The following is a 26,599-nucleotide window of genomic DNA, read 5'->3' as shown; positions in this document are numbered from 1 at the left end:
GGCCTGCTTTCCGGCCTCGGCGCCTCCGGGCGGGCGGCCGGCGCCGAATTGCCGGGCGGATTCCCCGACCCGGGGCCGGTGGACGGCTTGTGGTCGGGCGAGCCGCCGAAGTCGAACAGCTTCGAGGAGTTCTTCGAATCGTCGCCACTCGTGCCGGGGTTGGTGGTGGAGCCGGGATTGATCAGTTCCGGGATCGCCTTGTCCGCGGCCGCGGCGACCGTGTCGATGCCGTGGATGCCGACCTCGGCGATCTTGTCGATGATGTGCGTGCCGATGTCGACGCCCGCGTTGATGGCCGTGGTACCGAGTTGCACGCCCGCGGAGATCAGCGCCTGCTGCAACTGCAGCTGGGCGGCCATGGCCGGGTCCATGGGCTGCGTGGTGGCCGGCGTAGTGGTGCCCGGTACGACTTGCTGGGTGCCGCCGGGGTAGGGCCCGGTACCGCTGGGGTGGGGCCCGGTACCGCCGGAGTGGGCGGCCTGACCTTGGCTGACACTGACACCGGACGGGCTGGTGACCGTGAGCGGCCCCATCTCATCGAGTTTCCTGGTGTGGTCGTCCATTTCGGTGCGCGCGACCGTCACGGTGGTGAGCGCGTCGCGCAGCGCCTGGCTGGCGCGGGCGATGACGGCGTCGGTCTCCGGCGACGAACTCGCGTTGTCCAGGATCTCCCGCGCGTCGCGGCGGAAGTCCGCGATGATCTGGTCGACGCGCCGTGCCGCGCGCCCGGACGTGGCGTGCGCGTCGGCGAGGACGGACAGATAGGCGGGTCCCCGATCGGAGATGTCGCCGATCTCGGTCTGCGTGGTGCGCAGCGCGGGCACCGCGGCGTCGGCGGCGCGGGAGGTCCAGGTCGACTCCAGGGCGTGCAGACCTTCCCTTTGCGGTGCCTCGGTGTCCGCGACCTGCGCGGACGCGGCGGAAAGCGCGCCGGTCGCGGCCGCGCTCGGCACGCCGACGCCGGTGCCGAGCGAGGAGCGCAAGGTCAGCAGCGGACGCACCAGCGCGGCGACGATCGGGGGATCGACGCCCGGTTCGGTGCTCTGCGGCCGGGTGGCCTCGGCGGCGGGCTGGGTGGCGTGCGCGCGTTTGCGCAGTCCCATCAGGCTTCTCATGCCAGTGCCTCCCCGGAGCGGGTGATCGCGACCGCCGTCGTGGCGTCCACGTCCTGAGCGTCCTCGCGGTAACCGCGCAGCACGCGGCCGTAGGCGTCGACCAGCTGCCCCGCGGTCGACAACGCTTCCGCGTGTTCGGCGACCGCGGCGGAGAAGCGCGCCGCGAATTCCGCGCCGACGAGCCCGAGATCGGCGGCCAGCCGGTCCGGATCCACCGCGCCGGAGGCGACCGTGGCCGCCGACGCCAATTGTTTCGACACCGCGTCCGCTATCGCGGTGTAGGCGGCCACCGCCGCCGGGTCGAGCCTGAGCGTGTCCACTGTTCCCCTCCCGGATCCCAGTCTGTCGCTGCCGCGCCAAGATTCACCGCCAAGCGTACTGTGCCGGAGGGCCGCTGTGCGCCCGATCCTCGGTGGTCTGTTCCCGGCGAACGCCGCCCCTCGGCCTCGGCGCTGCCCACAGCCCTGCTCGCCGGAGTCGTCCCCGTCCGCGGACGTGCTGCCGGAGAGTGGGCCGACGGCCCTGTTCACCAGCCCTCCTCGGGCCCCGGCCAACGATGCGCACTGGCGCTCACCTGAGCAAACGCACGCGTGTCGAGATTGTTATGCGGAACAACAAATTAGCTGTTGTGCCCTGTGTCACAGTCCAATATGTTGCTGTGAACAACATTCGTTCCACTCCGACCGGCCCGGGATCTGTCCCGGGCCGGTGATGAAAGGCCCACTCATGCGTAAGGGCATGTTCAGCGCCGCCGCGCTGTCGTTCGCGCTACTCGCCGCCACTCTCACCGCGTGCGGCGACGACGCGGACTCCGGCGGCAAAACCCAGATCGGCGTGATCCTCCCGGACAGCAAGACCTCCGCTCGCTGGGAGACGGCGGACCGCAAGTACTTGCAGCAGGCGTTCGATGCCGCGGGCGTCAAGGCGGATATCCAGAACGCGCAGGGCGACAAGAACGCCTTCCAGACCATCGCCGACCAGATGATCACCAGCGGCGCCGCGGTGCTGGTGATGACCAACCTGGACAGCGGCACCGGCAAAGCCGTGATCCAGAAGGCGAAAGCACAGGGCGTCACGGTGATCGACTACGACAGGCTCACCCTCGGCGGCGGCGCCCAGTACTACGTCTCCTTCGACAACGTGAAGGTCGGCAGCCTGCTCGGCGAGGGCGTCGCGCAGTGCCTGACCGACCGCAATGCCGCGCGCCCGGTGGTCGCGTACCTGAACGGCGGGCCGACCGACAACAACGCCACTCTGCTGAAGACCGGCTACGACGGGGTGCTGAAGCCCCGGTTCGACGCCGGGCAATACGTCAAGGGACCTGATCAGGCTGTCCCGGAGTGGGACAACACCAAGGCGGGCACGATCTTCGAGCAGATGCTCACCGGCCGGCCGGACATCGGCGGCGTCGTCGCGGCCAACGACGGATTGGCCAACGCCGCGATCGCGGTGCTGAAGAAGCAGAAGCTCAACGGTCAGGTACCGGTCAGTGGGCAGGACGCCACGGTGCAGGGCCTGCAGAACGTACTGGCGGGCGACCAGTGCATGACCGTCTACAAGGCGATCCAGAAGGAGGCGGAGGCGACCGCGAAACTCGCGGTGGCGCTGGTGAAGGGGGAGCAGGGCACGACCAACGGCGCGGTGCGCGATCCGGAGTCGAATGCCGACGTGCCGTCGGTGCTGCTGGAGCCGAAGGCGATCTACCCGCGCGACGTCAAGGACGTGGTGGCCGACGGTTATGTCACCAAGGCCGAGCTGTGCACCGGCGAGTTCGCGAAACTCTGCGCGGACAACGGGATCTGACATCGCACGCCCCTTCCGCGGTTCGATGAGGGGATTGCGGAAGGGGCTCCATATCTTCCGAGGAGCTATTCCATGTCCGAACTGCCGGTCATCGAATTACGCGGAGTAGAAAAAAGTTTCGGCCCGGTCCATGTCCTGCACGAAGTCGCCTTCAGCGCCTATCCCGGCGAGGTGACCGCTCTCGTCGGCGACAACGGGGCGGGCAAGTCCACGCTGGTCAAATGCATCGGCGGCACCCATCCGATCGACGCGGGCGAGTTCCTCTTCGAAGGCGCGCCGGTGCAGGTGCACAGCCCGCGCGACGCGGCGGCGCTCGGTATCGAGATCGTCTACCAGGATCTCGCGCTCTGCGACAACCTGGACATCGTCCAGAACATGTTCCTCGGCCGGGAGCGCAGGCGCGGTCTCGTGCTCGACGAATACGCGATGGAGGAACTGGCCGGGAAGACGTTGGCGAGCCTGTCGGTGCGCACCGTCAAGTCGGTGCGCCAACAGGTTTCGAGCCTGTCCGGCGGCCAGCGCCAGACGGTGGCCATCGCGAAAGCCGTGCTGTGGAACAGCAAGGTGGTGATCCTCGACGAGCCGACGGCCGCGCTGGGCGTCGCGCAGACCCAGCAGGTGCTCGAACTGGTCCGCAGACTCGCCGACCAGGGTCTGGCGGTGGTGCTGATCTCGCACAACATGAACGACGTCTTCGCGGTGTCCGACCGGATCGCCGCGCTCTACCTCGGCCGGATGGCGGCCCAGGTCCGCACCTCCGACGTCACGCACGCGCAGGTGGTCGAACTGATCACGGCGGGCCGCAGCGGGGCGCTCGGTCTCGAGACGAGCGGAGTCGTCCGATGACCGCGGTGGCGACCCGGCGGCGACCGGCGGTGGCGCCGGTGACCGATCTGGTGAGCGAATACGCCGGCCGGGTGCGCGGCGGCGACATGGGGGCGCTGCCCTCGGTGATCGCACTCGTGGTGCTCTCGGTGATCTTCTGGGCGGCGCGCCCGGTCTTCATGTCCGAGGCCAACTTCGCGAATCTGTTCACGCAGGGCGCGGCGATCGCGGTGATCGCGATGGGACTGATCTTCGTGCTGCTGCTGGGCGAGATCGACCTGTCGGCCGGATTCACCAGCGGCGTCTGCGCGGCCGTGCTCGCCGTGCTGCTCACCGACAAAGGGTGGCCGTGGTATCTGGCGGTGCTGGTCGCGCTGCTCACCGGCGTGGGGATCGGACTCGTGATCGGCACGGTGGTGGTCGCGATCGGGATCCCGTCGTTCGTGGTGACGCTGGCGGCGTTCCTGGCGCTGCAAGGCGTGGCGCTGAAGATCATGGACAACGGCCGCAATATCGCCATCCGCGACGAGACGATCGTCGCGATCGCGAACAAGAACGTGCCGCCGCCGGTCGGCTGGGCGCTGTACGCGGTGCTGATCGCCGGTTTCGCGCTCGTCCAGTACCGGAAATTGCGGGCGCGCGCGAAACTCGGGCTCACCGGCACGACGGCGCGGACGGTCGTGGTGCGGGTGGCGCTGCTCGCGCTGGTGGCCGGTGCGGCGGTGCTGGTGCTCAACGGTGAGCGCAGCCGCAATCCCGCGTTGCACTCGCTGGCGGGAATGCCCATCGTGGTACCGCTGATCGTGGCCCTGTTGCTGCTGTGGACGTTCGTGCTCGACCGCACCGCGTTCGGCAGGCACATCTACGCGGTCGGCGGCAACGCCGAGGCCGCCCGGCGCGCGGGCATCGCGGTGGATCGGGTGCGAATCACCGCCTTCGTGCTGTGTTCGACGATGGCGGCGGTGGGCGGGCTGATCGCGGCCTCGCGCGCGAACTCCGTCGATCCGAACACCGGCGGCAGCGACGTGCTGCTCACGGCGGTCGGCGCGGCGGTGATCGGCGGCACCAGCCTGTTCGGCGGTCGCGGGCGGATGCTGGACGCGGTGCTCGGCGCCGCGGTGGTCGCGGTGATCAACAACGGGATGGGGCTGATGGGCTACAGCGCGGGCACGAAATTCGTTGTGACAGGATTTGTGCTGCTCTTGGCCGCCGGAGTGGACGCGCTGTCGCGCAAGCGTGCGCTCCTGCATCGATGAATCCCCAGCCCGTGACGAAAGCCCGGTGAATGCGAGCAGCACCTTCTCCCGAGGAGATCCGCACGCGCAACCTCGCCGCGCTGCTGCGGAACGTCCACCGTGACGGGGCGGTCTCGCGCGCCACGCTCGCCGAGCGAATGGGCTTGAACCGCAGCACCATCCTCGCGCTCACCACCGACCTGGCGGCCGCGGGCCTGGTGAGTGAGGAACTGCCCGGCCAGACCGGGCGGGCGGGCCGGCCCTCGCTGGTGGTGCGGCCGCGTGCGGAACGGGTGTACGTCGTCGCGCTGGACGTCGGGGCGGACCGTCTGGCCGCCGCGCGGGTGGGGCTGGGCGGCTCGGTGCTCGAGCGCACCGAGACCACCCGTCCGCGCGGCGCGTTCGACCCCGAGGACGTGATCGCCGCTCTGGTGACCATGGCGCGGGCGATGATCGCCGCGGCCGCGCCGGGCGCGGTGTGCGTGGGTGTCGGCGTCGCGTTCTGCGGCATGGTCCGCGAGGAGGACGGCGTGGTGCGCTACGGGCCGAACCTCGGCTGGGTGGACGTCGCCTTCGGCGCCGAGATGACCGGCGAACTCGATCTCGGACTGCGGGTCGCGGTCGGCAACAACGCCAATCTCGGCGCGCTGGCCGAACGCGAACGCGGTGTGGGCGTCGGCTTGGCGAACCTGATCTACCTGCACGGCGACGTCGGCATCGGCGGCGGCATCATCGTCAACGGCGAGTTGCTCGGCGGGGAAGGCGGTTACGGCGGGGAAGTGGGGCACATGATCGTCCATCCCGGTGGGCGGCCCTGCGCCTGCGGTTCGCGGGGCTGCCTCGAGGCCGAAGCGGGCGAACTCGGGTTGATCGCGGCGGCGGGACGCAGCGATCCGCCCGGGCAGGCGGCGGTCGACGCGATCGTCGATGCCGCCGCCCGCGGGGACACCACGGCACGGGACGCGTTGCACCAGGTCGGCGAATGGCTCGGATACGGCGTCGCCAATCTGGTGAACATCTTCAATCCGTCGGTGGTGGTGTTCGGCGGAGTGCTGCGGGAGATCTATCTGGCGTCGGCGGCGCAGGTGCGCAGCCGGGTGGCGGTGAACGGCCTGCAAGCCGTCCGCGAACGGGTTCGCCTGCGCACCAGCGCGCTCGGCGGCGACGCGACGCTGATCGGCGCCGCGGAACTGGCGTTCACCGACGTGCTCACCGATCCGTTGCACACGTTGTCGCGCACCTCCGCCGCGCGCGCCTGACGAGGGAGGCGGCGGCGCGGCCGGACGTTCACGCGGCGCCCGCCGCGCTGAACTCCGACAGGTGCGCGGCCAGCAGTTGGACGCGCACCCGCTGTTCGGCGGTGGTTTCCTCGGGGTGGTGGATCTCGATGCTCAGCCGGTCGTCGAAGGTGCTGATGATGATGGTGCCGCTCGGCTGCTGCAGCCGGTGCCCGGTCTTGTCCGGTTTGCCGAGCATGATCGAGCGAAAGTCGGTGATTCGCAGCTCGTCCGGGACGCGAGGTCGGCGCACGCGTCCCCAGTTGGTGGCCAGCACGATGCCAGGTGCGCGCGGCGGAGGACCCGCGGTGATCTCGGGGATGTGCAGCGGGGTCTGCTGCACGACGCCCGAGTCGAGTCCGGCGCGCAGCGTGTCGCTGATGCCACGGGCCAGCTCCACCAGCGTCGCACCGGTCCGCGGCGCGGGCACGAAGTTCGCGAAGCCGAGTACGTTGGTGCCTTCGGTCGTCCCGATCGGCGGCGTCACCCGGGTGCGCAGGTCGACCGAGTAGGTGTAGACCAGGTCGGTCAGGGCGAGTCCGCGCAACTCGGCCTCGGTGAGCAGGATCGCGGCGGAGGCGAGGCCGTTGATCGTGGTGTGCTCCCGATGTCCCAGCTCGACCAGCGCGGCGGTCTGTTCGCGGGTCATCCTGCACCGTGCGGTGCGGGGGAGCAGGTAGTCGGGGTCGTCCGGGCCGGAATAGCTCTGGGCCACGCCCATCGGGCGGTGCGGCATCGCCGGTGCGTCGATCTTCCGCACGCCGCGCTCGCGGAGCAGGTCTTCCACCGAGCTCGGGAAGCCGTGCGGCTCCAGTTCGGGCGGGCGGCCGCGGGCGAGGTCGGTATAACCCGACCACAGCTCGGCGAACACGGCCAGCGAATGACAGGCATCCGCGACACTGTGATGGGTCACCAAAGTGACCCCGGCGGTATCGCCGTCGCGGACCACGCACAGCGAGCCGAGCGCTCTGCGCTGATCCAGGCGCGCGCCGGTGAGCAACCGCTCCGGATCGCCCTCGGCGACTGTCATCTCCGCTGCGGCGTCCGGGGATTCGAGCAGCAGGTGCCCGCCGCGCCCGTCCGGTTCCAGGTGCGCGGCGAGGATCGGGCGGGAGCGAACCACGGCTTCGAACGCCGCCGACAGCGCGGCGAGATCCAACCGGCCTGCGACCCGGACCGAATAGCCGACGAGGACTTCGCTGTTGGCGAAGATCGCCTCGCTCGGCGCCAGCGGACGGATGACGGTTGCTGCGGTCATGTCGCTTCCTCCACCTGAGCCTGTCCCAGAGGCTAGTCCGAAGCCCGGACGTGCCAGGCTCTTTCGGCAGCATCATCTGTGTCCTGTATCGGGAGATACGAAGCCGCCGTTTCGGGTTGTTGCCACAACGACACCTGGTCCGGGCCAGCCCCTCCGGCGCGGAGCCCGGGGTTAGCTGCCGCTGTTCTAGAGTGGTACTCTAGAGCGATGCTCTAGAGGAGGCTGCCATGACCGAACTCGTCACCTACCGGCTCGACGCCGGGGTCGCCACGATCACGATGGACGACGGCAAGGCGAATGTGATGTCGGAGAACATGATCGCCGCCATCGCCGCCGCCCTGGACCGCGCCGAGGCCGATCGGGCCGTCGTCCTGTTGACCGGCCGCTCCCGCGTGTTCTCCGCCGGCTACGACCTGGCGACGTTCTCCCGATCCGCCGACGAGATCCGCCGCACCCTGCGGGCCGGCGGCAACCTGGTGCACCGGCTGCTCGGGTTCCCGTATCCCGTCGTCGCGGCATGCCCTGGGCACGCGATCGCCCAGGGCGCGTTCACGTTGCTGGCAACGGACGTGCGGTTCGGCGTCGCAGGGGATTACAAACTGGGTCTCAACGAGGTCGCGATCGGTCTGACCATTCCGCATTACGGCGTCGAGACGGCGCGGCAGCGGCTCACCGCTCCGGGATTCGACCGGGCGGCCGTCACCGGCGTCCTGGTCGGTCCCGAGGAAGCCAGGGAACTGGGCTTCCTCGACGTGCTCGCCGCCGACGCCGACGACCTGCGCGAGCGCGCGACCACCGAAGCGCGCCGATTGACCGGCATAGACTTCGCCGCGCACACCGGCACGAAGCTGCGGGTGCGCGCCCGAGTGCTCGCCGCGGTCCGGTCCGGCATCGACGCCGAGTTCGGGGCGTAGCCGATCGTGCGCACACGCGAGCGGATTCTGGCCGAAGCGGCCCGGCAGCTGCCGGCGAAGGGCTATCCGGCGTTCACGATGGCGGGCGTGCGCGATCGACTCGGGTTGTCCAGCGGCAGTATGTTCCACGCGTTCGGTTCGAAGGCCGAACTGGCGGCCGCCGTCTACGTCGCCGGGATGCTCGACTACCAGCGCGCGGTGCTGGACCGCGTCGACGCGCACGGCATCGGCGCGCAGCAGGCGATCCGGGGGATGCTCGCGGCCCATCTCGGCTGGGTCGAGGATCACCGTGATCTCGCCCGCTTCCTGTTCGCCACCCTGCCGGACGAGGTCGCGCGGGTCGCTGAGCCCGAACTGGCTCAGCACAATCGAACTTTCTTCGGTGCGCTGGAGCGCCGGTACCGCGAACTGCTCGGCACCGCGGACGTAGGCGGCGACGATTACCCGGTAGCCCATGCGATCTGCGTGGGACCGGCGCAGGAGTACTGCAGGCAATGGGTGCGAGGACGCGTCTCGGCGCCGCCGCGCACACTGACCGCGACCTTCCAGGACGCCGCCGAGGCCGCCCTCGCCACGCTGATTCGATAGCCCCACACCAGGGACGGCGGTCGCTTGCCGCGATGCGGTCGCGTGTGTGGCTGGGCCGGGATTGCGCCGAGCACCGGGCGGCGGCACGGGTGGCGTTGCTGGGGCGATGACCGCGCCGGTTGCGGATCGGCGATGGGTGATCAACAGTGGTTGTCGAATTACGGTGCGGCGACGGGAGGCCACCATGGACCGTGCGGACGTCGTCGTCGTCGGTGCCGGATACGCCGGGCTGTGCGCGGCGCGGACCTTGCGGGCGTCGGGTCGGGATGTCGTGGTCCTGGAGGCTGGCGACCGCGTCGGCGGTCGCACCTTTGCCGCTCGGGTGGGCGGCGGATGGGCGGTCGACCTCGGCGGACAGTGGATCTCCGGTGCGCACACGCGGTTCGCCGCGTTGGCCGAGGAGTACGGCGCGGCGATGTACGCACCGCAGGAAGGGGTCGACCTGCTGGTCGAGGGAGTGGTCCGGCGGCGGTTCACCGGCGCCCGCCCGCCACTGCCGACGCTGGTGCTGGTCGTGCTCGCCCAGGCCATGTGGCGGCTGGAACGCATGGCCGCCCGGATCGACCTCGCGCGCCCGTGGGCCTCGGCGGGCGCGGACCGGCTGGACGCGATGACCGCCGCGACCTGGCTGCGCCGGAATATTCCGGAGCGGCGCGCGCGGAACCTGGCCGAGGTGATGATCGGCGAGGAACTGTGCGTCGACGTGGGCAGTATCTCGATGCTCGGTTTGCTGACCACGATCCGCTCGGCGGGCGGTGTCGAGGCCGGGATCACCGCCGAGACGGTGACCCGCCTGTTCGTGGACGGCGCCGACGGGCCCGCGCTGGCCATCGCCGCCGAACTCGGGGACGCGGTGCGTCTCGGCGCGCCGGTCACGAGCATCCGTCAGGGAGCGGACGGCGTCCGGGTGGGCGCGGCTTCCGATGACGTGCACGCCGAGCACGTGATCGTGGCGGTGCCGCCCGTCCTGGCCGGACGCATCGCCTACGATCCGCCGCTGCCCGCCGCGCGTGACCAGCTGACCCAGCGGATGCCGATGGGCTCGGTCCTGAAAGCCTTCGCGGTCTACGAGCGCCCATTCTGGCGCGACGACCGGCTCACCGGCCAAGCGCTGAACCTGCACGATCCGGTACCGGTGACCTTCGACGCCACCCGCCCCGGCGGTCCCGGCGTGCTCGGCGCGCTGGTGCCCGGCCGGGCGGCGCAGCGGCTGGCCGCCCTTCCCCCGAGCGAGCGCCGCGCCATGATCGTCGGCTCGCTCGTGCGCGCCTTCGGTCACGCCGCCCGCGAGCCGATCGAGTGGCACGAAAAGGTCTGGGCCGACGACCCGTACACCCGTGGCGGCTACGGCGCCTTCTTCCCGCCGGGCGTGTTGACCACCGTTGGCTCGGCCCTGCGTCATCCGGTCGGAGCGATCCACTGGGCGGGAAGCGAAACCGCCACGGAATGGTCGGGCTACATCGAGGGAGCGATCCGATCGGGCGAGCGCGCGGCGGCCGAGGTGCTCGCGGCGGACCGATCCGCGGCCACCGCCTGATTGCCGATGGATTGCTCGAATGCTGGCTCCGGCTGGGCCGAGGGATCACAATGGAAAGGTGTTCCAGCGGATCGTGGTGGGCTACGACGACTCGCCCGGCGCAAGGGCCGCCTTGACGATGGCGCTCGACTTGGCGACGCTGCACCACTCGACGCTCACGGTGGTGGCGGTCGAAGAGTATCTGCCGCACTACGGCCCGGTGGTCGGCGAGATCGAGGACGAGCGCTCGATCGGCGAGCAGACCTGCCGCCGATGGCTCGGCGCCGCCGCCGAATCCGCGCAACAGCGCGGCATCGCGGTGCAGCCCGAGATCCGCGCGGGCCAGGCGGCGCGGGAACTGGCCACGGCCGCCGCCGAGCACCAGGCCGACCTGCTGGTGCTCGGCCGCAGCGGGCATTCGGGCATCTGGGGCCGGTTCATGGGAAGTACCGCGGAGAAAGCCGCACGGCACGCAGGCTGTTCGGTGCTGGTCGCGCACGACGGCGGCGGACAGCCCGAGGGCCGGTGAGTGCGGTCGTGTCGTGACGGAGGTGGCGCCGCAGCCGGCCGATCGTGTCGGAGATGTGCGTGGCCGGTGAACTGACCGAGGAGCCGACGCACACCGCCGAGCGCGGGAAAAGCAACGCGCGCCGGCGAGAATTCTGGCGTACCCACGGTGTGGTGCTGGTGGTCGTCGCCGTCGGCGGCGCGCTCGGCGCGCTGGGTCGCTACGGTCTTGCCCAGGGGTTGCCCGGCCGGGCCGGACACATCCCGTGGGCCACCTTCGTCACCAATGTGTCGGGTTGCTTCGCGATCGGCGTACTCATGGTGGCGGTGACCGAGATCTGGACGGTGCACCGATTGCTGCGCCCTTTCCTCGGCGTGGGCGTCCTGGGCGGATTCACCACCTTCTCCACCTATGCCAACGAGATCCGCGAGCTACTGCGCCCCGGGACGATCGTCGCCGCGGCCGGTTACCTGGCGGGCACGCTGATCTGCGCCCTGCTCGCGACGTTCGCGGCGATGTGGCTCACCAGGGCGGGCTACCAGCGCGTGCGAAAGAGGACGGAATGACGGTACTGCTGGTTGTCGTGGGCGGCGCGATCGGCGCGCCGCTGCGGTATCTCGTCGACCGGGCGGTGCAGAGCCGCCATGACAGCCTGTTCCCTTGGGGCACATTCGTGGTCAATCTGATCGGCTGCCTGATCCTCGGCGCGCTCAGCGGAGCGGGGACCGCGCTGTCCGCGCCACTGTTCGTTCTGCTCGGCACCGGATTCTGTGGAGCCCTGACCACCTACAGCACCTTCGGTTACGAGACCGTGCGATTGGCGGAGCGGGGCGCCTATCTCTTCGCGGCGATGAACGTGATCCTCAGTGTCTGCGCAGGACTGATCGCCACCGTGTCCACCTACGCCGCGGTGCACGCCCTGGTCGGCTGACTCGGCACCGGCTGCTCGGTCGAACCGGTATGGGACGTGATCCAGTTCACTCAGCGGGCCTATCGCGAGCGGGTCGGGGTCGGATAAGCTCGTGAACGACAGATGCAAATATGCGCATACATTTCGGTGACGGAAGGCGGGTTCGATGGGACACGAACATGGTCACGCGCACGGACACGGGGTGTCCGGTGCGGCCGATCGCAGGTGGCTGACCATCGCGCTGGCCCTCATCGTCGGGTTCATGTCGATCGAGGTCGTGATCGGCGTGCTGGCGAACTCGCTGGCCCTGCTGTCGGACGCGGCGCACATGCTCACCGACGCCGCGTCCATTGTGCTCGCGCTCATCGCGATCCGGCTGGCGGCGCGGCCCGCGAACGGCAAGTACACCTACGGCTACAAGCGCGCCGAGATCCTGTCGGCGCAGGCGAACGGCATCACGCTGCTCGTGCTGGCGGGCTGGCTCACCTACGAGGCCGTGCGCCGCCTGCTCGAGCCGCCCGAGGTGACCGGCGGTCTCGTGCTGGCGACCGCGCTGGCCGGCGTGGTGGTCAACATCGCGGCCACCTGGGCCATCAGCAAGGCCAACCGCTCCAGTCTCAACGTGGAGGGCGCTTTCCAGCACGTGCTCAGCGACCTGTACGGGTTCATCGCCACCGCCGTGGCCGGGCTCGTCGTGCTGACCACCGGCTTCGCCAGGGCGGATGCCATCGCCACCCTGATCGTGGTGGCGCTGATGGTCAAGGCGGGGCTCGGGCTGGTGCGCGAATCCGGCCGGATCTTCTTGGAGGCGGCGCCCGCCGGGGTGGACCCGGACGCGCTCGGGCGCAGGCTGGTGGACATCGAAGGCGTCGACGAGGTGCACGACCTGCACGTCTGGCAGATCACCTCCGGGGACATCGCCCTTTCGGCGCACGTGCTGGTTCGTGCGGGCGCGGACTGCCACGGGCTGCGTCAGCGGATCGAGCAGGTGTTGGACCACGACTACGGCATCACCCACACCACGCTGCAGGTCGATCACACCCACGAGGTCGGCGCCGCGGCGGCCGTGGACGCGCAACGCCTGCTGCCGGTGTTGGACGACCACTGCGACGACGCGCACGGGCCGGTGCACCGCGACCGTCCGTCGTCCGCGGCGGGTATCGGCGCGCCCTGACCTATCGGGCGCCACGCGCGTGGACGATGCCGGGCGGAATGTCGCGCAGCACCGGAAGGCGCTCGAAGACCGGAAGGCTCGTCGCGAGCGGGCCGCGGGAAGGGCCGAAGGACGAGACCGTCACCTCTGCCACCCGCGGGCTCCATTCGCGCAGCAGCCGCGCCGCCCGGCTGCGCTTGACGCCCCATGGCATGGGCGGCGCGGTGTAGTGCGGTGTCTTCGCGAAGCCCCGCATCGTCTTGCGGGAGAACCACGGCGGGATGATGTCGAACATCAGCTCCACACCGGGCAGCCGGTCGAAGATGGTGGTGCACAGGCGGCGCACCTGGTCGGGCTCGAAGTACATGAACAGGCCCTGTGCCGTGACGAAGACTCCGCGTCCGGCGTCGACCTCGTCGAGCCAGGCCGGATCGAGCGCGCTGATCGGCAGATGACGGCAGCGCTCGCTCGGCGGCAGGAATCGCTCGCGCAGCGCGATCCCCTCGGGCACGTCCACGCACAACCAGCGCACCTGTCCGTCGTCGCACCGCTGGAATTGGGTCTCCAGCCCCGAGGCGAGTTCTACGACGGTGCCGCCGGGGTGCGCCGCCAGCCAGGGCCGCAGCGCCTGGTCGAAGCGCAGCGACCGCACCGCGTGCGTGCCGTCGGGCGCGCCGAACGCCCGCGCGTAGTCGTAGTCGAGCGCGTCGAAGATCCGGACGCAGTCCGGATCGCGCAGGATGCCGTCCGCTCGTTTCGCTTCCGACGCCCGGTTGTAGAGCGTCCACAGCATGGTCTCCGGGACTCCCGCCAATTCGACGCTCGTGCCCATGATTTCGTCCTCCCCGGCTCTCGGTCGTGTCCGCCCGCCGACACTCGGACGAGTGAACTTAGCCTAACCTAATTCCGGGCGAAACGGTTCAGTGATCCAAGCGCGGGAACGGCTGCTCGGACTCGATCAAGTAGGCCAGCTCCAGCAAAGTGCGCTCGTTGCCGCGCGTGGCGGCGAACTGCACTCCGATCGGGAGCCCATCCTCGGTCAGTCCGGCCGGAACGGTGATCGCCGGCGTTCCGGTGATGTTGTTGATCGGCGTGAAACACACGTACGCGCGTAAGCGGTCGATGAGCTCCTCGAACGGCACCGTCGGGCTGAGATGGCCGAGTTCCGGCGTGGTGTGGCCGAGCGTGGGCAGCAGCACCGCGTCGTAGGGGCCGAGTGCCCGCTCGTAAGTGGCCGCCGCCGCCTTCAGCCGGTAGAGCGTGAGCGGGGCGCGCAGGGCCCGGCGCAGGAAGAGCGCACGGAGGCCGACGGTCAGATCGTCCACTCGGCGCGCGTCGAACCGGCGGTCGAGAAACCTTCCCGTCGTGCTGATCGCGGCCGCGAGCAGACCCCAGTAGTGCAGGAAAGCGCTTTCGATCGTCGCGTCGAAGGGCAGGGGCACCGGCTCGACCGCATGGCCGCTGGATTCCAGTACCTGTGCGACCCGTTCGACGGCTGCCCGCGTCGGACCGGCGCCGAGCGGCCCCGCGAGGTTGTCGAGCACGAGCGCTATCCGCATCCGCCGGGTCGCTGGTCCCTCGACGCGGCCGATCGGCTTCAGCGCGGGATTGCGCCAATAGCGTTCGGCCGCCTCGGCGTATGCCGCGGTGTCGCGCACCGTTCTGGTCAGCACTCCTTCGCTGACGATGTCGACCGGCAGCGAGCGAGCCAGCCCGGAGACCACGTGCCGTCCCCGCGTCGGCTTCAGGCCGACCAGCCCGGCGCAGGCCGCCGGAATCCGGATCGACCCGCCGCCGTCGTTGCCGTGCGCGATCGGGACGACACCCGCCGCCACCAGTGCGGCCGCCCCGCCCGACGAGCCGCCCACCGAGTGGCCCGTGTGCCACGGGTTGCGGGTGGGCGCGGCGTGCGGCGGCTCGGTGCTGGCGTTGAACCCGAACTCGGGCATGGCGCTCTTGCCGAGAACGGTGAGGCCGGTGCTGAGGAACTGCCGGGTGTAGCCGCTGTGCGCGCGGGCTGGTGCCGCGCGGAACGCGGCCGTGCCCTGGTTCGTCGGCATGCCCGCCACGTCCGTGTTGTCCTTGACGAAACTGGGCACGCCGTAGAACGTGCCGGTCCGCTCGACGGGCAGCAGCGGGTTCGCGTAGCTCGGGTAAGCGACTGCCGCCAGCTGCTCGACCAGCTGGGCGCGCGCCACGGCGGCCGCGGCGAGTTCGCGTGGTGAAACTGCCCCGTCGCGCACCAGCGTGGCCAGGGCGACGGCGTCGTGATCACCGAGCGCGTCGTCGCCGAAGGCGTGGACGCGCGTGGGTAGCGGTATTCGAGCATCGGCGGTCATGTCCCGAATCTAATGTGTGCACCAGGCAGTACGTCCAGCCCAGAAAGGACAGCAGGTGGCCGCGACACACCCGGATCCGGTGCCACCGAAGGGCCGGGTCGGCTCGCTGTTGTTCGCCCTGCCACCCGCGGGCCGGCGGTGGGGCGTGGCGCTGCGCGCTGCCGTGGCGTTCGCCGCCCCCGCCGCGCTGCTCACCGGTCTCGGCCGTCCGGACGCGGCGGTGTTCGTCATGTTCGGCGCCTTCGCCGTGCTCTACGGCGAGGGGCGACCGTTCCGGGTGCGCGGGTGGGTGGTTCTCGCGGCCGGTCTGGCGCTGCTCGCCGCCTGTGCGGTCGGCGCGGCGGCGGGCGCCGTGCTCGGCGCCGGATTCGGTTCGTCCCTGCTCATGGTGCTCGTGGTGTCCTCGATCGCGGTGGTGGCCGTCTTCGTCATCGACGCGCTGCGGCTCGGGCCGCCGGGTGCGCTGTTCTTCGCGCTGGTCTGCGCGGGCGCGATGAAAGCCGTCGAGGCCGGGACCGCGGTGTGGACGCTGTTGTTCTGTACGGCCTGCGGTGTGGCCGCGTCGATCGTCGTTTCGATGGCCGGGGTGCTGGGTGACCGTCGCAAGCCCGAACGCACGGCGGTCGACGCCGCGGTGCGGGCGGTCGACGCCTACGTAGCGGCGCGGGAGGCGGGGACGCCCGCCATCGAGGCGCGCCACGGGGCAGGCGCCGCGATGGCGGACGCGTGGGCCGCGGTCTACGACGCCGGCCTGCCCTCGGACCCCCGGGAAGCCGAGTTGCTTGCCACCCTGCAAGACGCCCGGCGCAGGCTCGCCGGGCACGCTCCCGCCGACGACACCGACGACCTGCTGGTCGATCCCTTGGTCTCGTTCGCCCGTCCGGGCGTCGGCTTCCGGCTGGGGCGTTCGCTGTCGTCGTCCTCGCACGCGGCGATCAGCTCGATGCGAGTGGCCGCGGGCTGCCTGTGCGCTGGTGCGCTGAGCGCGCTGCTCGGGCTGGAGCGCCCGCACTGGGCGGTGCTCAGCGCCCTGATCGTGTTGCAGACCGGCCCGGACCGGGTGCGCGGACAGGTGCGCGCCATCCACCGGTTCGTCGGCACGATCGTGGGCCTGGGCCTGTTCGCGCTCATCTACCAGCTCGGACCGACCGGCTACGCGCTGATCGTCCTGATCGCCGCACTGCAGTTCTGCATCGAGCTGTTCGTGCCGCGCAATTACGCGCTGGCGGTCGTCTTCATCACGCCGGTCGCGCTGATCGCGGGCGGGGTGACCGTCACCGGCGGACCGATCGGACCCGTGCTGCGCGACCGGCTGGTCGAGACCGTGCTCGGTGTCGCCGTCGCCGTGCTCGCGCTGCACGGCGTCGCGCCGCGCGGGCACCGGCGCACCTTCCACTGGATGGAGCGCCGGGTGCGTGCCGCCGCCCGCGCCCTGCTCGACCGGCTGCGCCGCAAGCCGATGGACGCCGAAGCGTGGGTGCTGGTCCAGCACCTGCAATTCGAGCTGGTCGGCGTGGTCCGCAGCGGCATCGACTCGGCGACCGACGATCCGGAGTGGACCCGCGAGTACTGGCCGGAGCACGCGGCCGTCGCGCACTACGGCCACGATTTGCTCGCCGCCTGCTGGGTGCTGCGACCCGGTCAGTGGCTGGCGGACGTGGACGGCTGGGATGCCCGCCTCGCCGCGGCGCGATCCGGTCCGGAGGCGACGGCCGGACCGCCTGCTAGCGTTCGGCGCATGCACGACAGCGTGACGGTACGGATGGCTGCTCCCGCCGACAAGATCTGGGAACTGGTCAGCGACATCGAGAACACCGGGCGGTTCAGTCCCGAGACATTCGCCGCGGAGTGGCTGGGCGGCGCGACCGGCCCCGCGGTCGGCGTGAAGTTCCGCGGTCACGTCAACCGCAACGGGTGGGGGCTGAAGTACGCGACGGTGTGCCGCATCGTCGCCTGCGAGCCAGGTCGCGAGTTCGCGTTCACCGTGCTCGGTCCGCGCGGCATGCCGATCAACACGTGGCGCTACGTTTTCGAGCCGGTCGAGGGCGGCACCGACGTCACCGAGTCGTTCCAGTTGCACAGCAACCCCGTGCTGCGGCTGTACTGGTTGCTCGCCGGATGGGCGCGTAACAAGACCAATGTCGAGGGGATGCGCGAGACGCTGAACCGGATCAAGGCGGTGGTCGAGTGATTCCTTCCGTGCGGCCGATCCGCTGCGGCTCTCGGTCGCCGAACTGATCGAGGACTTCACCGTCGGCGCGGCGGCCACTGCTGCCCGCGGTCGGAGTCGCGCGGCCCTTCCTGTCCGAGGGCGCCCGCGTGCTGGTCACCGGCAGCGCGGCCGCGGCCAAGCCGTGGCACCGGGCGGCCTCGCTGGGCGTCCGGAAGGCGGCCGTGCGCAATCCGGCGACCAGCCTGGAACGCCACGGCTGGTATACGAGCCGTCGCGGTGCAGATCGACGGACTGCTGGGTGAGGGCGCCTTCACTCGCGACCGTGTGGCCGAGGCGCTGCACGCGGCGCCCACCCCCCGGCCGAGGGGTGGACGCCACACGTCGCCTACGACGGCTGACTCGCCGGGCTACCTGGGCCGGATCGCCGCGAACTCGATGGGCAGGTGCGCGGGCCCGCGCAGGTTGACGTGCTCCCGATACGGTGGCGGGTCCACGGTCAGCGCAGGCGCTTCGACCCGTTGCGCGAACCGGGTCAACGCCACTCGCGCCTCCAGCCGGGCCAGGGGAGCGCCGACGCAGAAGTGCGCCCCGAGGCCGAAGGCCAGGTGGCGGTTCTCGCGCGCCGGGTCGAAGCGGCCGGGATCGCCGAACACTGCGGGGTCGCGTTGCGCGGCGGCGATCAGCAGCACCACCAGATCGCCGCGCTGGATGTCCATGCCGCCGATGGTCAGCTCGTCGGCGGCGATGCGCGGGATCAGCTGCACTGGCGGGTCGAAGCGCAGCGTCTCCTCCACGACGCCCGCCGCCCGGTCCGGATCCGCCCGCAGCGCGGCGAGTTCCTCCGGCCTGCGCAGCAGGGCGAGGGTCGCGTTGGCGATCAGGTTGACCGTGGTCTCGTGCCCGGCCACCAGCAGAAGGGCGCAGGTCGAGATCAGTTCCGCGTGGGTCAGCGCGTCACCCGCGTCTTCGGCCGCGATGAGTTCGGACAGCAGATCCGCACCCGGTGTGTGGCGGCGGCGATCGATGAGGTCTTCGAAGTAGGCGTGCAGTTCGGTGCCCGCGCGCTGGATCAGCGCCGGGTCGGCGCGGAACTGCGGCGCCGCGCGGGAAGTCGGGTCGAGTGTGCGCGACAGCAGCGCGGACCACGCGCTCAGCCGCGCTTCGTCCGCGAGCGGGACGCCGAGCAGTTCGCAGATGACGGTCACCGGCAGGGGATAGGCGAAGTGGTCGACGGCGTCGAAGTTGCCCGCGCGGGCGCGCTGGTCGAGCAAGTCGTCCACGATCTCGGTGATCCGCGGCTCCATCCGGCGCACGACGCGCGGGGTGAACGCCTTGGCCACCAAGCGGCGCAGGCGAGTGTGATCGGGCGGATCGAGGAACAGGAACGAGGGCTTCGCCACCGCCGCGCCGTCTTCGCGCGTCCCGTCGTAGATCGGCATCGAGCCGAGCTGCAAGCGGGCCAGTGACCGGTCGACGCTCGCGCGCGGATCGCGCAGCATGGCGGCGCAGTCGGCGTAGCGGGTCAGGACGACCACCGGGGCGGTGCCGATCCGGAACGCACCGGAGTCGCGCAGCCGGGTGAAGAGGGGATACGGATCCGGCCGGACGGCCGGATCGAGCAGGCGCACGTAGTCGTCGGTCGGGTGGTTCGTGGTCGTCATCGACACTCCCAACTGGCCGGCCCGGAGTGGGCACGGGTCCTATCGGTATTATTCAGATACTATCGGTAGGAATGCAATACCGAGTGGAGATGCGAAGATGGCGCCATGACACTGCGGCGCCCGGTCGATGATTCGGTCACCCGCGTCGTCGAACTGCTCGGCGACCGGTGGACCATCCTGCTCATCGCCGAGTCGTTCTTCGGGGTGCACCGCTTCAGCGATTTCGCCCGCAATATCGGCATCACCAATCGCAACCTGCTCACCAGCCGTCTGCGCATGCTGATCGACGCGGGCATCTTCACCCGCACCGACCACGGCGGCGGGCGGGTGGACTATCACCTGACCGCAGCGGGCCGCGAGCTCTATCCGATCGTCACCGCGATGATGGTCTGGGGCGACAACCACCTGGCCGGGCCGGAGGGCCCGTCGATCGTGCTGGAACATCGCCGCTGCGGCCACGAGACCTCGCCCATGCTGGTCTGCGACCACTGCCGCGAACCGATCGACCCGCGCGATGTCGAACCCAAAGCGGGCCCCGGATTCCGTCAACCGCCGGGCGCCGAACAAGCCGGTTGAGAAGTTCGCCCCGTGGCTTCGGCCGGGCAATAGGGTGGGCCTATGGCGCAGACGATCGCCGTCGACCGGGATCGGTGGCTCGGATTCCGCTGGCAGGGCCAGGGTCTGGGCGGTGCGGTCCGCGCCGCTGCGCTCGACGATCTGCTGCTGCTCGGTGTGCAGGGCGGCCGCGGCGGCGGACCGGAGCAGTCGCTGATCCAGCGCACCGCCACGGTCGGCGCCACGCCCGTCGCGGACGCGGTCCGGCCGGACGGCCCCTTGGTCACCATCTGGTCGATGCGCGGCGCGCCGCACGCCCATCCACTGAGCGCGGTGGACCTGGTGTGCGAGGGCGTGGCCCCGGTGGCGAGCGACGAAGGCGGGACGGCGTATCTCGCGGCGGTAGACGAGGTCGCGGCCGCGTTGACCGCGGTGGTGACCGCGCCGATGACCAAAGCCGAGGCGAGCGCCGCCGTCGCCGCCCGCGTTCGTGCCGACCTGGTGGCCTGGTGCGAGCGATGCCGGGCCGAGCACGTTCCCGACGGACCGTTCCGTGCCGGTGCGTGCCGGGCCAGGATCGTCCTCGATGTGCGCGGGCGAGCGACCCTGCTGCAACCGGCCCCGGCTCATCCGGGCAAGCGGACCGAGCAGCCGCGGGTCGCGTTGGTGGCGGCCTACTTCCGGGTGAACGGTCCGGCGGCGCGACCCCAGCTGCGCGACTGGCTCGGCAGCGACCCCACGGCGGCGTGGCAGCAGGTGGACGATCTGGTGCGCGTCCGGATCGCGGGACATGGGTATGAGCTACCGGAGGCACTGCTCGACGCCGTGCGGACGGCGCCGCGGGCCGAAGGTGTCGCTCTCGTCCCACCCAACGACGGCTATCTCCGTCAGGTCGATCGGGAACTACTCGTGCCGGATCGTGCGCGCCGCCGAGCGGTATGGCGCGCGCTGTCCGCGCCGGGGGCGGTGCTTTCGGATGGTGAGGTGATCGGCACCTGGCGCTATCGTCGCGCCGAGAGTGAAGTCGCCGTCACCTGTTTCGAGCGACCGACCGCGCGGCAGCGGGCGGACGCCGAACGCAGTGCCGCGTTGATCGCGCAGGTCGCCGGAGCGGAGCCGCCCGCGCTGCGCTGGAGCTGATTCGGGCTCAATCCAGCATGTCGACGAAAGCCTCGGCCAGATACAGCGGTAGGAGTAGGTAGTACAGCAGCATCGCCATCGAGCCGGCTCCGATCGTCAACGCGGGTCCCACGCGGTGCCGTCGCGGGTACGTCGCGCAGGGATTGGAGACCGATTGGTCTCGCGAGTGCAGGAATGTAGTGGAGCCGGCGGAGGTCGGCAAGACCCGACCGCGTGTCGGCGTGACGACCAGCGCTACCGCGGCCAGACCTCTGCGCCTGCCGCTGCGCGGCCAGGGGTGACGGCCGAAAGTACCGATCGGGACGGCAGTCGTGCGTGCCATGCTGGGGGCCGAATCGACCGAGGGGAACGAATGCAGAATCGCCCATCGGCAGCGGAGTTGCTGGAATCGCTCGCCGAGTTGCTCGAGCAGACCCTGCTGCCTGCCCTGCCCGCGGGTCTTCAGCACAAGGCGCGAGTCGGGGCCAATCTCGCCAGGATCGTGCGCCGGGAGATCGAATCGGGTCCCGCGGCGGCGGAGCAGGAACGCGCGCTGCTGGCCGCGGTGACCGAGGGGGATGACGGACAACTCTGGGAGGCGCTGGTCTCGGTGGTGCGGGCCGATCTCGCGATCGCCAAACCCGGATACGACGCCTGGGCGGGCGAGTGAGCGCCGACCTGGCGCGCGGCCTGACCGAGTTCCTCGCGGCGGACAGCGGCCGTCCGGTGACGGTGTCGAACGTCGAATACCTCTCGGCGGGCGCTCGCCGCCGGAACGTCGCCTTCGACGCCGATACGGGAGACGCGACACGCCGCTTGGTCGCGACCATCGTGCCCAGCGCGATCGAACTGGTCCCGGTGGACGTGGAGGCCGCGGTCCGGGAACTGGCGCGCACCCGCGGTGTGCCGGTGCCGCCCGTGGTAGCCGTCTGCACCGACAGCGCCTATGTCGGCGGGCCGTTCGTGGTCTCCGAACGGGTCGACGGAGAGACCGTGCCGCGGCGGGTGTTGCGGCTGACCGAAGCGGCGGGCCTCGGCGAACGAGTCGCGGAGCAACTGGGCGAGGCCATGGGGCGCCTGCATGCCATCGACCCGGCGACCGCGCCCGATCGGCTGCCCGCGGCGGCCGCCGATCCCGCGCGCCAGCTGACCGAGGCCGCCGAGCAGGTGCGCGCGCTCCTGGCCGACCGGCCGGTGTTCGCCCTCGCCCTGCGCTGGCTGGAACGCCACTGCCCACCGCCGCCGTCGCGCTCGGCACTGCTGCACACCGACATGCGCAACGGCAACATCGTCGTCGGCCCCGACGGCCTGCGCGCGGTGCTCGACTGGGAAGGCGCGCAGCGGCACGGCGATCCGATGCGCGACGTGGCCTGGCCCGCGCTGCGCATGTGGCGCTTCCGCGCCGACGAGCGGGAGTTCGGCGGGCTCGCCGGCCGCGCCGCGTTCGTGCGCGGGTACCACCGCGGCGGCGGCGACTTCGACGAGGACCGGTTCCGCTGGTGGAAGGTTCTGTGCACGCTGGCCTGGGGCGTCGGACTCGCCGGGCAGGCCGCGGCCCACTGCGACGGCAGCGTGCGCGACATCGTGATGGCGGCCAGCGGCCGCCGGGTGTCGGAGATCGAATGGGACCTGCTGATGCAGATCCGACCCACCGTGAAAGGTTAGCCGCCCGATGGATTTCGAATTACCCGCGGAACTGGTCGATTACCTGGCCGAACTCGACGCCTTCATCGAGCGGGAGATCACGCCGCTCGAGCAGGCCGACGACAACATCCGCTTCTTCGACCACCGCCGCGAGGACGCCCGGACCGACTGGGAGCGCGGCGGCCTGCCGAACGCGGAATGGGAGCAGTTGCTGGCCGAAGTCCGCAGGCGCGCCGACGCGGCGGGCCACCTGCGCTACGCGTTCCCTGGGCAGTACGGCGGCCGGGACGGCACCAACCTGGGCATGGCCGTGATCCGCGAGCACCTGGCCCGTCGCGGTCTCGGCCTGCACTGCGACCTGCAGAACGAGCACGCCATCGTGGCCAACAACGTGGGCCTGCTGCTCATGCTCGAATACGGCACCCCCGCTCAGCAGGCGGAGTGGGTGGACGGGCTGGCCTCGGGCACCAAGTTCTTCGCCTTCGGCATCACCGAGCCCGAGCACGGCTCCGACGCGACGCACATGGAGACCTCGGCGGTCCGCGACGGCGACGGCTGGGTGATCACCGGACAGAAGACCTGGAACACCGGTGTGCACATCGCCGACGCCGACCTGATCTTCGCGCGTACCGCGGGCGGCCCCGGCGACGCCGCGGGCATCACCGCGTTCCTGGTGCCCATCGACGCGCCGGGCTTCGTCGTCGAGGAGTATCTCTGGACCTTCAACATGCCCACCGATCACGCCCGCGTCTCGCTCGACGGCGTCCGGGTGCCGGACACCGCCGTCTTCGGCGGCGAGGGACGCGGCTTGGCGGTGGTCCAGCACTTCTTCAACGAGAACCGGATCCGTCAAGCCGCGTCCAGCCTGGGCGCTGCGCAGTACTGCATCGATGAGTCGGTGGCCTACGCCAAGCAGCGCAAGCCGTTCGGCAAGCCGCTGGCCGCCAATCAGGCGATCCAGTTCCCCCTGGTGGAACTGCACACCCAGTGCGCGATGCTGCGCGCCCTGATCCACAAGACCGCGTGGTCGATGGACGCCTACGGCACCTTCGCCGTCTCCGAGCAGGTCTCGATGTGCAACTACTGGGCCAACCGGTTGTGCTGCGAGGCCGCCGACCGTGCCATGCAGGTGCACGGCGGCCTCGGCTATTCCAGGCACAAGCCGTTCGAGCACATCTACCGCCACCACCGGCGCTACCGGATCACCGAGGGCGCCGAGGAGATCCAGATGCGGCGTGTCGCGGGTTACCTGTTCGGCTTCATGGGAAGCAAAGCGCCCAAAGGGGTGTGACGCGACGGTTCAGAGGCGGCGTATGCGGGCCAGCCACGCGGCGAGGTCGACCTTGCCGGACTCGGAGACCTCGAGGTGCGCCGTGTCCTGGGCCACCGGGTCGGTGACCCGTCCCCGGTATCGGGCAGGCCGCAGATCTTCCACCGTCCAGCCGTCGCGGAAGGAATCCCGGATCACCGTGTCGCTGATCCGCGGGCCGAATCCCGGCTCGACATCGGAGAGCGCGAGGACATGGACCGTGCCGCCCGGCTTGCAGATCGCGTGCAGGCTGCGGACGTAGGCGGCGCGCGGCTCGTCCTCGGTCCCGAAGACGTGGAACAGCGCGCTGTCGACGATGGTGTCGAACACGGGCGCGGAACCGGGCGGGTCACCGGCGAGATCCGGCCGGTCACCGAGCGCGAGCGCGTCGGCGACCTCGAACGCGGCGGACGGCACACCCCGCTCGGCGGCGTTGGCGCGCGCGTACGCCACCGCACTCGGCGACATGTCGATGCCGCGCACGTCGTATCCCAGTCCGGTCAGCAGGATCGTGTGCTCACCGGCGCCGCAGCCCGGATCGAGCACGCGGCCGGTGATGGCACCCTCCCGTTCGAGCGCGACGATGGCCGGTTGTGGCTCGCCGATCACCCAAGGCGCGGTGTCGTTGTCGTAGACGGTGTTCCAGAAATCAGCTGGACGAGTCATGCAGCCATGGTCCATCCTCAACCCCGCTCGAGGTCAACCCCACCCCCGTATTCGGGCGCCGAGGTGGTGGTTTGTGCGCGCGGTCCGGACCGGCGGTGCGCTGCGTCAGGGTGGCGTGGCTGGGTACGCGCGGACTATGAGCACACCGAATCCCGATCCGACGACGGCGGAGTCGATGCAGCAGGACGAGGATTTCGCCGACGAGCACACCAAGCCGACGCACGCCGACGAACACCCGTCCGGTGCCGAGCTCGAGACCGACGAATCCACGCCGCGCGGGCACAGCGGTATGGATCAGTGAGCGCGGTCGCGCGCGGGAACCCTGCCACGGATCGGACTCAGACCACGGCGACCAGCCGGGCCGCGTTGGCGGACTCGTCGTCGGCTGCCTGATTGGCGGCCAGTTCGGCGTGCACCCGGTCGCGGTAGCGGGTGATCTCGCGCTCCGTCGCGGTGGCGTCCCAGCCCAGGTGAGCGCCGATCAGCCAGGCCACCTCCGGTGCGGCGGCCAGCCCGCGGTCGGCCGCTTCGATGGAGACGCGGGTGCGGCGGGTCAGCACGTCGTCCAGATGCAGGGCGCCCTCGTGGGTCACCGCGTACACCGCCTCGGCGCCCAGGTACTCCGGTGCGCCGGTGAGCGGCCTGCCCAGTTCGGGCTCGCGGTCGATCAGGTCGAACAGATCGGTGATCGCCGAGCCGTAGCGGCCGAGCAGACGGTGCACCGTCGCCCTCGGCAGGCCCGCGCGCTGCGCGAGGCTGTCCAGGTCGGCGGCGAGTTCCTGGTATCCCACCGCCCCGAGGATCGGCAGGTGCTCGGTCATCGAGGGGGCCACCGCCCGGCCGAGCCCGGCCGCCGCCGCGTCCACCACGTCGGCGGCCATCACACGGTAGGTGGTGTACTTGCCGCCCGCGACCACGAACAGCCCGGGAGCCGGTTCGGCCACCGCGTGCTCGCGCGAGAGCGTCGCGGTGTCGGCCGACGCGCCGGACAACAGCGGGCGCAGGCCCGCGTAGGTGCCGACGATGTCGTCGCGGGTGAGCGGCTCGCGCAACACCCGGTTGACGTGGTCGAGCAGGTACTGCACGTCGGCGTGGCTGGCCGCCGGGTGGTCCTTGTCCAGCGACCAGTCCGTGTCGGTGGTGCCGATGATCCAGTGCGCGTGCCACGGAATGACGAACAGCACGCTCTTCTCGGTGCGCATGATCAGGCCGGTGTCCAGGTGCACCCGGTGGCGCGGCACCAGGATGTGCACGCCCTTTGACATCCGGACGTGGAACGGGAACTCGACGCCGGTCATCCGGTTCATCTCGTCGGTCCACACGCCGGTCGCGCTGATCACCCGGCGCGCGCGCACGGTGTGCACGCGGCCGGTCTCCAGATCGGTGACCTCCGCGCCCGCGACGCGCTCGCCGTCGCGCAGCAGGGCCGTCACCTTGGTGCGGGTGAGCACGGTCGCGCCGTGCTGTGCCGCGGTGCGGGCGATCATCATCGTGTGCCTGGCGTCGTCGACCTGCGCGTCGAAGTAGCGGATGGCGCCGGTCAGGGCGTCCTCGCGCAGCGCGGGCGCCAGCTCCAGCGCACGCGTGCGCGACAGGTGCCGGTGCATCGGCAGCGCGCGGGCGCCGCCGATGGTGTCGTACAGCGCGACGCCGGCGCCGAGGTAGGCCCGCTCCCACACCCGGTGGCGCAGCGGCAGCAGGAACGACACCGGCCGCACCAAATGCGGGGCCAGGCGGTGCAGCAGCAGGCCGCGTTCCTTCAGCGCCTCGCGCACCAGCCAGAAGTCCAACTGCTCCAGGTAACGCAGTCCGCCGTGGATGAGCTTGCTGGAGCGGCTCGAGGTCCCCGCGGCGAAGTCCCTGGCTTCTACGAGGGTCACGGTCAGGCCGCGGGCGGCGGCGTCGAGCGCGGCTCCCGCGCCGACCACGCCGCCGCCGATGACGAGCACGTCCAGCTCGGTGTCACCGAGCGAGTTCACCGCGCGAGCGCGGTACTGAGCGTCCAATCGTGCGGACACGGCGATGTCTCTC

Annotated in this window: 26 protein-coding genes and 1 pseudogene; 19 read left to right on the top strand and 8 right to left on the bottom strand. The window is 70.8% G+C overall.

What is annotated here, in order from left to right; translation table 11 throughout:
- Together HOV91_RS18650 and HOV91_RS18645 are read right to left on the bottom strand one after the other, a co-directional pair.
- On the bottom strand, nucleotides 1-1,115 hold a 1,115-nt coding region (locus HOV91_RS18650; RefSeq protein ID WP_174186689.1), incomplete at its 3' end, for a hypothetical protein.
- Nucleotides 1,112-1,435, bottom strand: a complete 324-nt coding sequence (locus HOV91_RS18645) for a hypothetical protein (RefSeq protein ID WP_174186688.1) — start codon at nucleotides 1,433-1,435, stop codon at nucleotides 1,112-1,114. The genes HOV91_RS18650 and HOV91_RS18645, both read right to left, overlap by 4 nt.
- 406 nt (nucleotides 1,436-1,841) lie before the next feature.
- On the opposite strand from HOV91_RS18645, the gene HOV91_RS18640 reads away from it, so the two are divergent.
- The 4 genes from HOV91_RS18640 (at nucleotide 1,842) to HOV91_RS18625 (ending at nucleotide 6,237) form a co-directional block, all read left to right on the top strand.
- Nucleotides 1,842-2,918, top strand: coding sequence for a sugar ABC transporter substrate-binding protein (locus tag HOV91_RS18640; RefSeq protein ID WP_174186687.1), 1,077 nt, complete (start codon nucleotides 1,842-1,844; stop codon nucleotides 2,916-2,918).
- Between the two features lie 72 nt (nucleotides 2,919-2,990).
- Nucleotides 2,991-3,764 carry an ATP-binding cassette domain-containing protein gene (locus tag HOV91_RS18635; RefSeq protein ID WP_174186686.1) on the top strand — a complete coding sequence of 258 codons (774 nt, stop codon included), beginning with the start codon at nucleotides 2,991-2,993 and terminating at the stop codon, nucleotides 3,762-3,764.
- On the top strand, nucleotides 3,761-4,999 hold the full coding sequence (locus HOV91_RS18630; protein WP_174186685.1) for a sugar ABC transporter permease: 1,239 nt from the start codon (nucleotides 3,761-3,763) through the stop codon (nucleotides 4,997-4,999). The genes HOV91_RS18635 and HOV91_RS18630 overlap by 4 nt, the downstream gene beginning before the upstream one ends.
- Nucleotides 5,000-5,028: 29 nt before the next feature.
- The gene (locus tag HOV91_RS18625) at nucleotides 5,029-6,237 is read left to right on the top strand and encodes an ROK family transcriptional regulator (protein ID WP_174186684.1); all 1,209 of its coding nucleotides are present in this window, start codon (nucleotides 5,029-5,031) and stop codon (nucleotides 6,235-6,237) included.
- Between the two features lie 28 nt (nucleotides 6,238-6,265).
- Here the strand turns inward: HOV91_RS18625 and HOV91_RS18620 are convergent, their stop codons facing one another.
- Nucleotides 6,266-7,513, bottom strand: coding sequence for a phthiocerol/phthiodiolone dimycocerosyl transferase family protein (locus HOV91_RS18620; RefSeq protein WP_174186683.1), 1,248 nt, complete (start codon nucleotides 7,511-7,513; stop codon nucleotides 6,266-6,268).
- 227 nt (nucleotides 7,514-7,740) lie between these two features.
- On the opposite strand from HOV91_RS18620, the gene HOV91_RS18615 reads away from it, so the two are divergent.
- From HOV91_RS18615 to HOV91_RS18585, 7 genes are all read left to right on the top strand, one after another.
- The gene (locus HOV91_RS18615) at nucleotides 7,741-8,427 is read left to right on the top strand and encodes a crotonase/enoyl-CoA hydratase family protein (RefSeq protein WP_174186682.1); all 687 of its coding nucleotides are present in this window, start codon (nucleotides 7,741-7,743) and stop codon (nucleotides 8,425-8,427) included.
- A 6-nt stretch (nucleotides 8,428-8,433) separates the two neighbouring features.
- The gene (locus tag HOV91_RS18610; RefSeq protein WP_174186681.1) at nucleotides 8,434-9,015 is read left to right on the top strand and encodes a TetR/AcrR family transcriptional regulator; all 582 of its coding nucleotides are present in this window, start codon (nucleotides 8,434-8,436) and stop codon (nucleotides 9,013-9,015) included.
- Nucleotides 9,016-9,199: 184 nt separating this feature from the next.
- Nucleotides 9,200-10,552 (top strand): flavin monoamine oxidase family protein, encoded by a 1,353-nt coding sequence (locus tag HOV91_RS18605; RefSeq protein WP_174186680.1) that lies wholly within the window; start codon nucleotides 9,200-9,202, stop codon nucleotides 10,550-10,552.
- Nucleotides 10,553-10,610: 58 nt separating this feature from the next.
- The gene (locus HOV91_RS18600; protein ID WP_174186679.1) at nucleotides 10,611-11,060 is read left to right on the top strand and encodes a universal stress protein; all 450 of its coding nucleotides are present in this window, start codon (nucleotides 10,611-10,613) and stop codon (nucleotides 11,058-11,060) included.
- A gap of 59 nt (nucleotides 11,061-11,119) precedes the next feature.
- The gene (locus HOV91_RS18595; RefSeq protein WP_312884683.1) at nucleotides 11,120-11,605 is read left to right on the top strand and encodes a fluoride efflux transporter FluC; all 486 of its coding nucleotides are present in this window, start codon (nucleotides 11,120-11,122) and stop codon (nucleotides 11,603-11,605) included.
- Entirely contained in the window at nucleotides 11,602-11,970 is a 369-nt protein-coding gene (crcB, locus tag HOV91_RS18590; RefSeq protein ID WP_174186677.1) for a fluoride efflux transporter CrcB, read from the top strand. The genes HOV91_RS18595 and crcB overlap by 4 nt, the downstream gene beginning before the upstream one ends.
- Nucleotides 11,971-12,115: 145 nt before the next feature.
- On the top strand, nucleotides 12,116-13,123 hold the full coding sequence (locus HOV91_RS18585; RefSeq protein ID WP_174186676.1) for a cation diffusion facilitator family transporter: 1,008 nt from the start codon (nucleotides 12,116-12,118) through the stop codon (nucleotides 13,121-13,123).
- 1 nt (nucleotide 13,124) lies between these two features.
- On the opposite strand, the gene HOV91_RS18580 is transcribed toward HOV91_RS18585, so the two are convergent.
- Entirely contained in the window at nucleotides 13,125-13,934 is an 810-nt protein-coding gene (locus tag HOV91_RS18580; protein ID WP_174186675.1) for a class I SAM-dependent methyltransferase, read from the bottom strand.
- A gap of 88 nt (nucleotides 13,935-14,022) precedes the next feature.
- Nucleotides 14,023-15,441 (bottom strand): amidase, encoded by a 1,419-nt coding sequence (locus tag HOV91_RS18575; protein ID WP_174186674.1) that lies wholly within the window; start codon nucleotides 15,439-15,441, stop codon nucleotides 14,023-14,025.
- A 229-nt stretch (nucleotides 15,442-15,670) separates the two neighbouring features.
- Between HOV91_RS18575 and HOV91_RS40840 the strand changes: the two are divergent.
- Nucleotides 15,671-16,780 (top strand): annotated as a pseudogene (locus HOV91_RS40840) (FUSC family protein); the annotation flags it as partial.
- A gap of 399 nt (nucleotides 16,781-17,179) precedes the next feature.
- Nucleotides 17,180-17,632, top strand: a complete 453-nt coding sequence (locus tag HOV91_RS40835) for an SRPBCC family protein (protein ID WP_174186692.1) — start codon at nucleotides 17,180-17,182, stop codon at nucleotides 17,630-17,632.
- 389 nt (nucleotides 17,633-18,021) lie between these two features.
- Here HOV91_RS40835 and HOV91_RS18560 read toward each other — a convergent pair whose 3' ends face one another.
- Complete coding sequence (locus HOV91_RS18560; protein ID WP_174186673.1) at nucleotides 18,022-19,275, bottom strand: cytochrome P450; 1,254 nt, start codon at nucleotides 19,273-19,275, stop codon at nucleotides 18,022-18,024.
- A gap of 105 nt (nucleotides 19,276-19,380) precedes the next feature.
- On the opposite strand from HOV91_RS18560, the gene HOV91_RS18555 reads away from it, so the two are divergent.
- The 5 genes from HOV91_RS18555 to HOV91_RS18535 all read left to right on the top strand — a co-directional run bounded on the left by HOV91_RS18555 (nucleotide 19,381) and on the right by HOV91_RS18535 (nucleotide 23,884).
- Entirely contained in the window at nucleotides 19,381-19,851 is a 471-nt protein-coding gene (locus HOV91_RS18555) for a winged helix-turn-helix transcriptional regulator (protein WP_174186672.1), read from the top strand.
- Nucleotides 19,852-19,893: 42 nt separating this feature from the next.
- On the top strand, nucleotides 19,894-20,970 hold the full coding sequence (locus tag HOV91_RS18550) for a DNA glycosylase AlkZ-like family protein (RefSeq protein WP_174186671.1): 1,077 nt from the start codon (nucleotides 19,894-19,896) through the stop codon (nucleotides 20,968-20,970).
- 352 nt (nucleotides 20,971-21,322) lie between these two features.
- On the top strand, nucleotides 21,323-21,619 hold the full coding sequence (locus HOV91_RS18545; protein ID WP_174186670.1) for a DUF6285 domain-containing protein: 297 nt from the start codon (nucleotides 21,323-21,325) through the stop codon (nucleotides 21,617-21,619).
- The gene (locus HOV91_RS18540) at nucleotides 21,616-22,614 is read left to right on the top strand and encodes a phosphotransferase family protein (protein ID WP_174186669.1); all 999 of its coding nucleotides are present in this window, start codon (nucleotides 21,616-21,618) and stop codon (nucleotides 22,612-22,614) included. The genes HOV91_RS18545 and HOV91_RS18540 overlap by 4 nt, the downstream gene beginning before the upstream one ends.
- Nucleotides 22,615-22,621: 7 nt before the next feature.
- Nucleotides 22,622-23,884, top strand: a complete 1,263-nt coding sequence (locus tag HOV91_RS18535; protein ID WP_174186668.1) for an acyl-CoA dehydrogenase family protein — start codon at nucleotides 22,622-22,624, stop codon at nucleotides 23,882-23,884.
- 9 nt (nucleotides 23,885-23,893) lie between these two features.
- Here HOV91_RS18535 and HOV91_RS18530 read toward each other — a convergent pair whose 3' ends face one another.
- Nucleotides 23,894-24,568, bottom strand: coding sequence for a class I SAM-dependent methyltransferase (locus HOV91_RS18530; protein WP_174186667.1), 675 nt, complete (start codon nucleotides 24,566-24,568; stop codon nucleotides 23,894-23,896).
- A 136-nt stretch (nucleotides 24,569-24,704) separates the two neighbouring features.
- Between HOV91_RS18530 and HOV91_RS18525 the strand changes: the two genes are divergently transcribed.
- Nucleotides 24,705-24,869 (top strand): hypothetical protein, encoded by a 165-nt coding sequence (locus HOV91_RS18525; protein WP_174186666.1) that lies wholly within the window; start codon nucleotides 24,705-24,707, stop codon nucleotides 24,867-24,869.
- Between the two features lie 37 nt (nucleotides 24,870-24,906).
- Here the strand turns inward: HOV91_RS18525 and glpD are convergent, their stop codons facing one another.
- Nucleotides 24,907-26,586 carry a glycerol-3-phosphate dehydrogenase gene (gene glpD, locus HOV91_RS18520; protein WP_312884682.1) on the bottom strand — a complete coding sequence of 560 codons (1,680 nt, stop codon included), beginning with the start codon at nucleotides 26,584-26,586 and terminating at the stop codon, nucleotides 24,907-24,909.
- Nucleotides 26,587-26,599: the final 13 nt, after the last annotated feature.

Origin of the sequence: Nocardia barduliensis (genome assembly GCF_013315795.1) — a bacterium.
Lineage (GTDB): Bacteria > Actinomycetota > Actinomycetes > Mycobacteriales > Mycobacteriaceae > Nocardia > Nocardia barduliensis.
The sequence above is the reverse complement of the archived record's forward strand: the minus strand, read 5'-3'. Positions and strand labels throughout refer to the sequence as shown.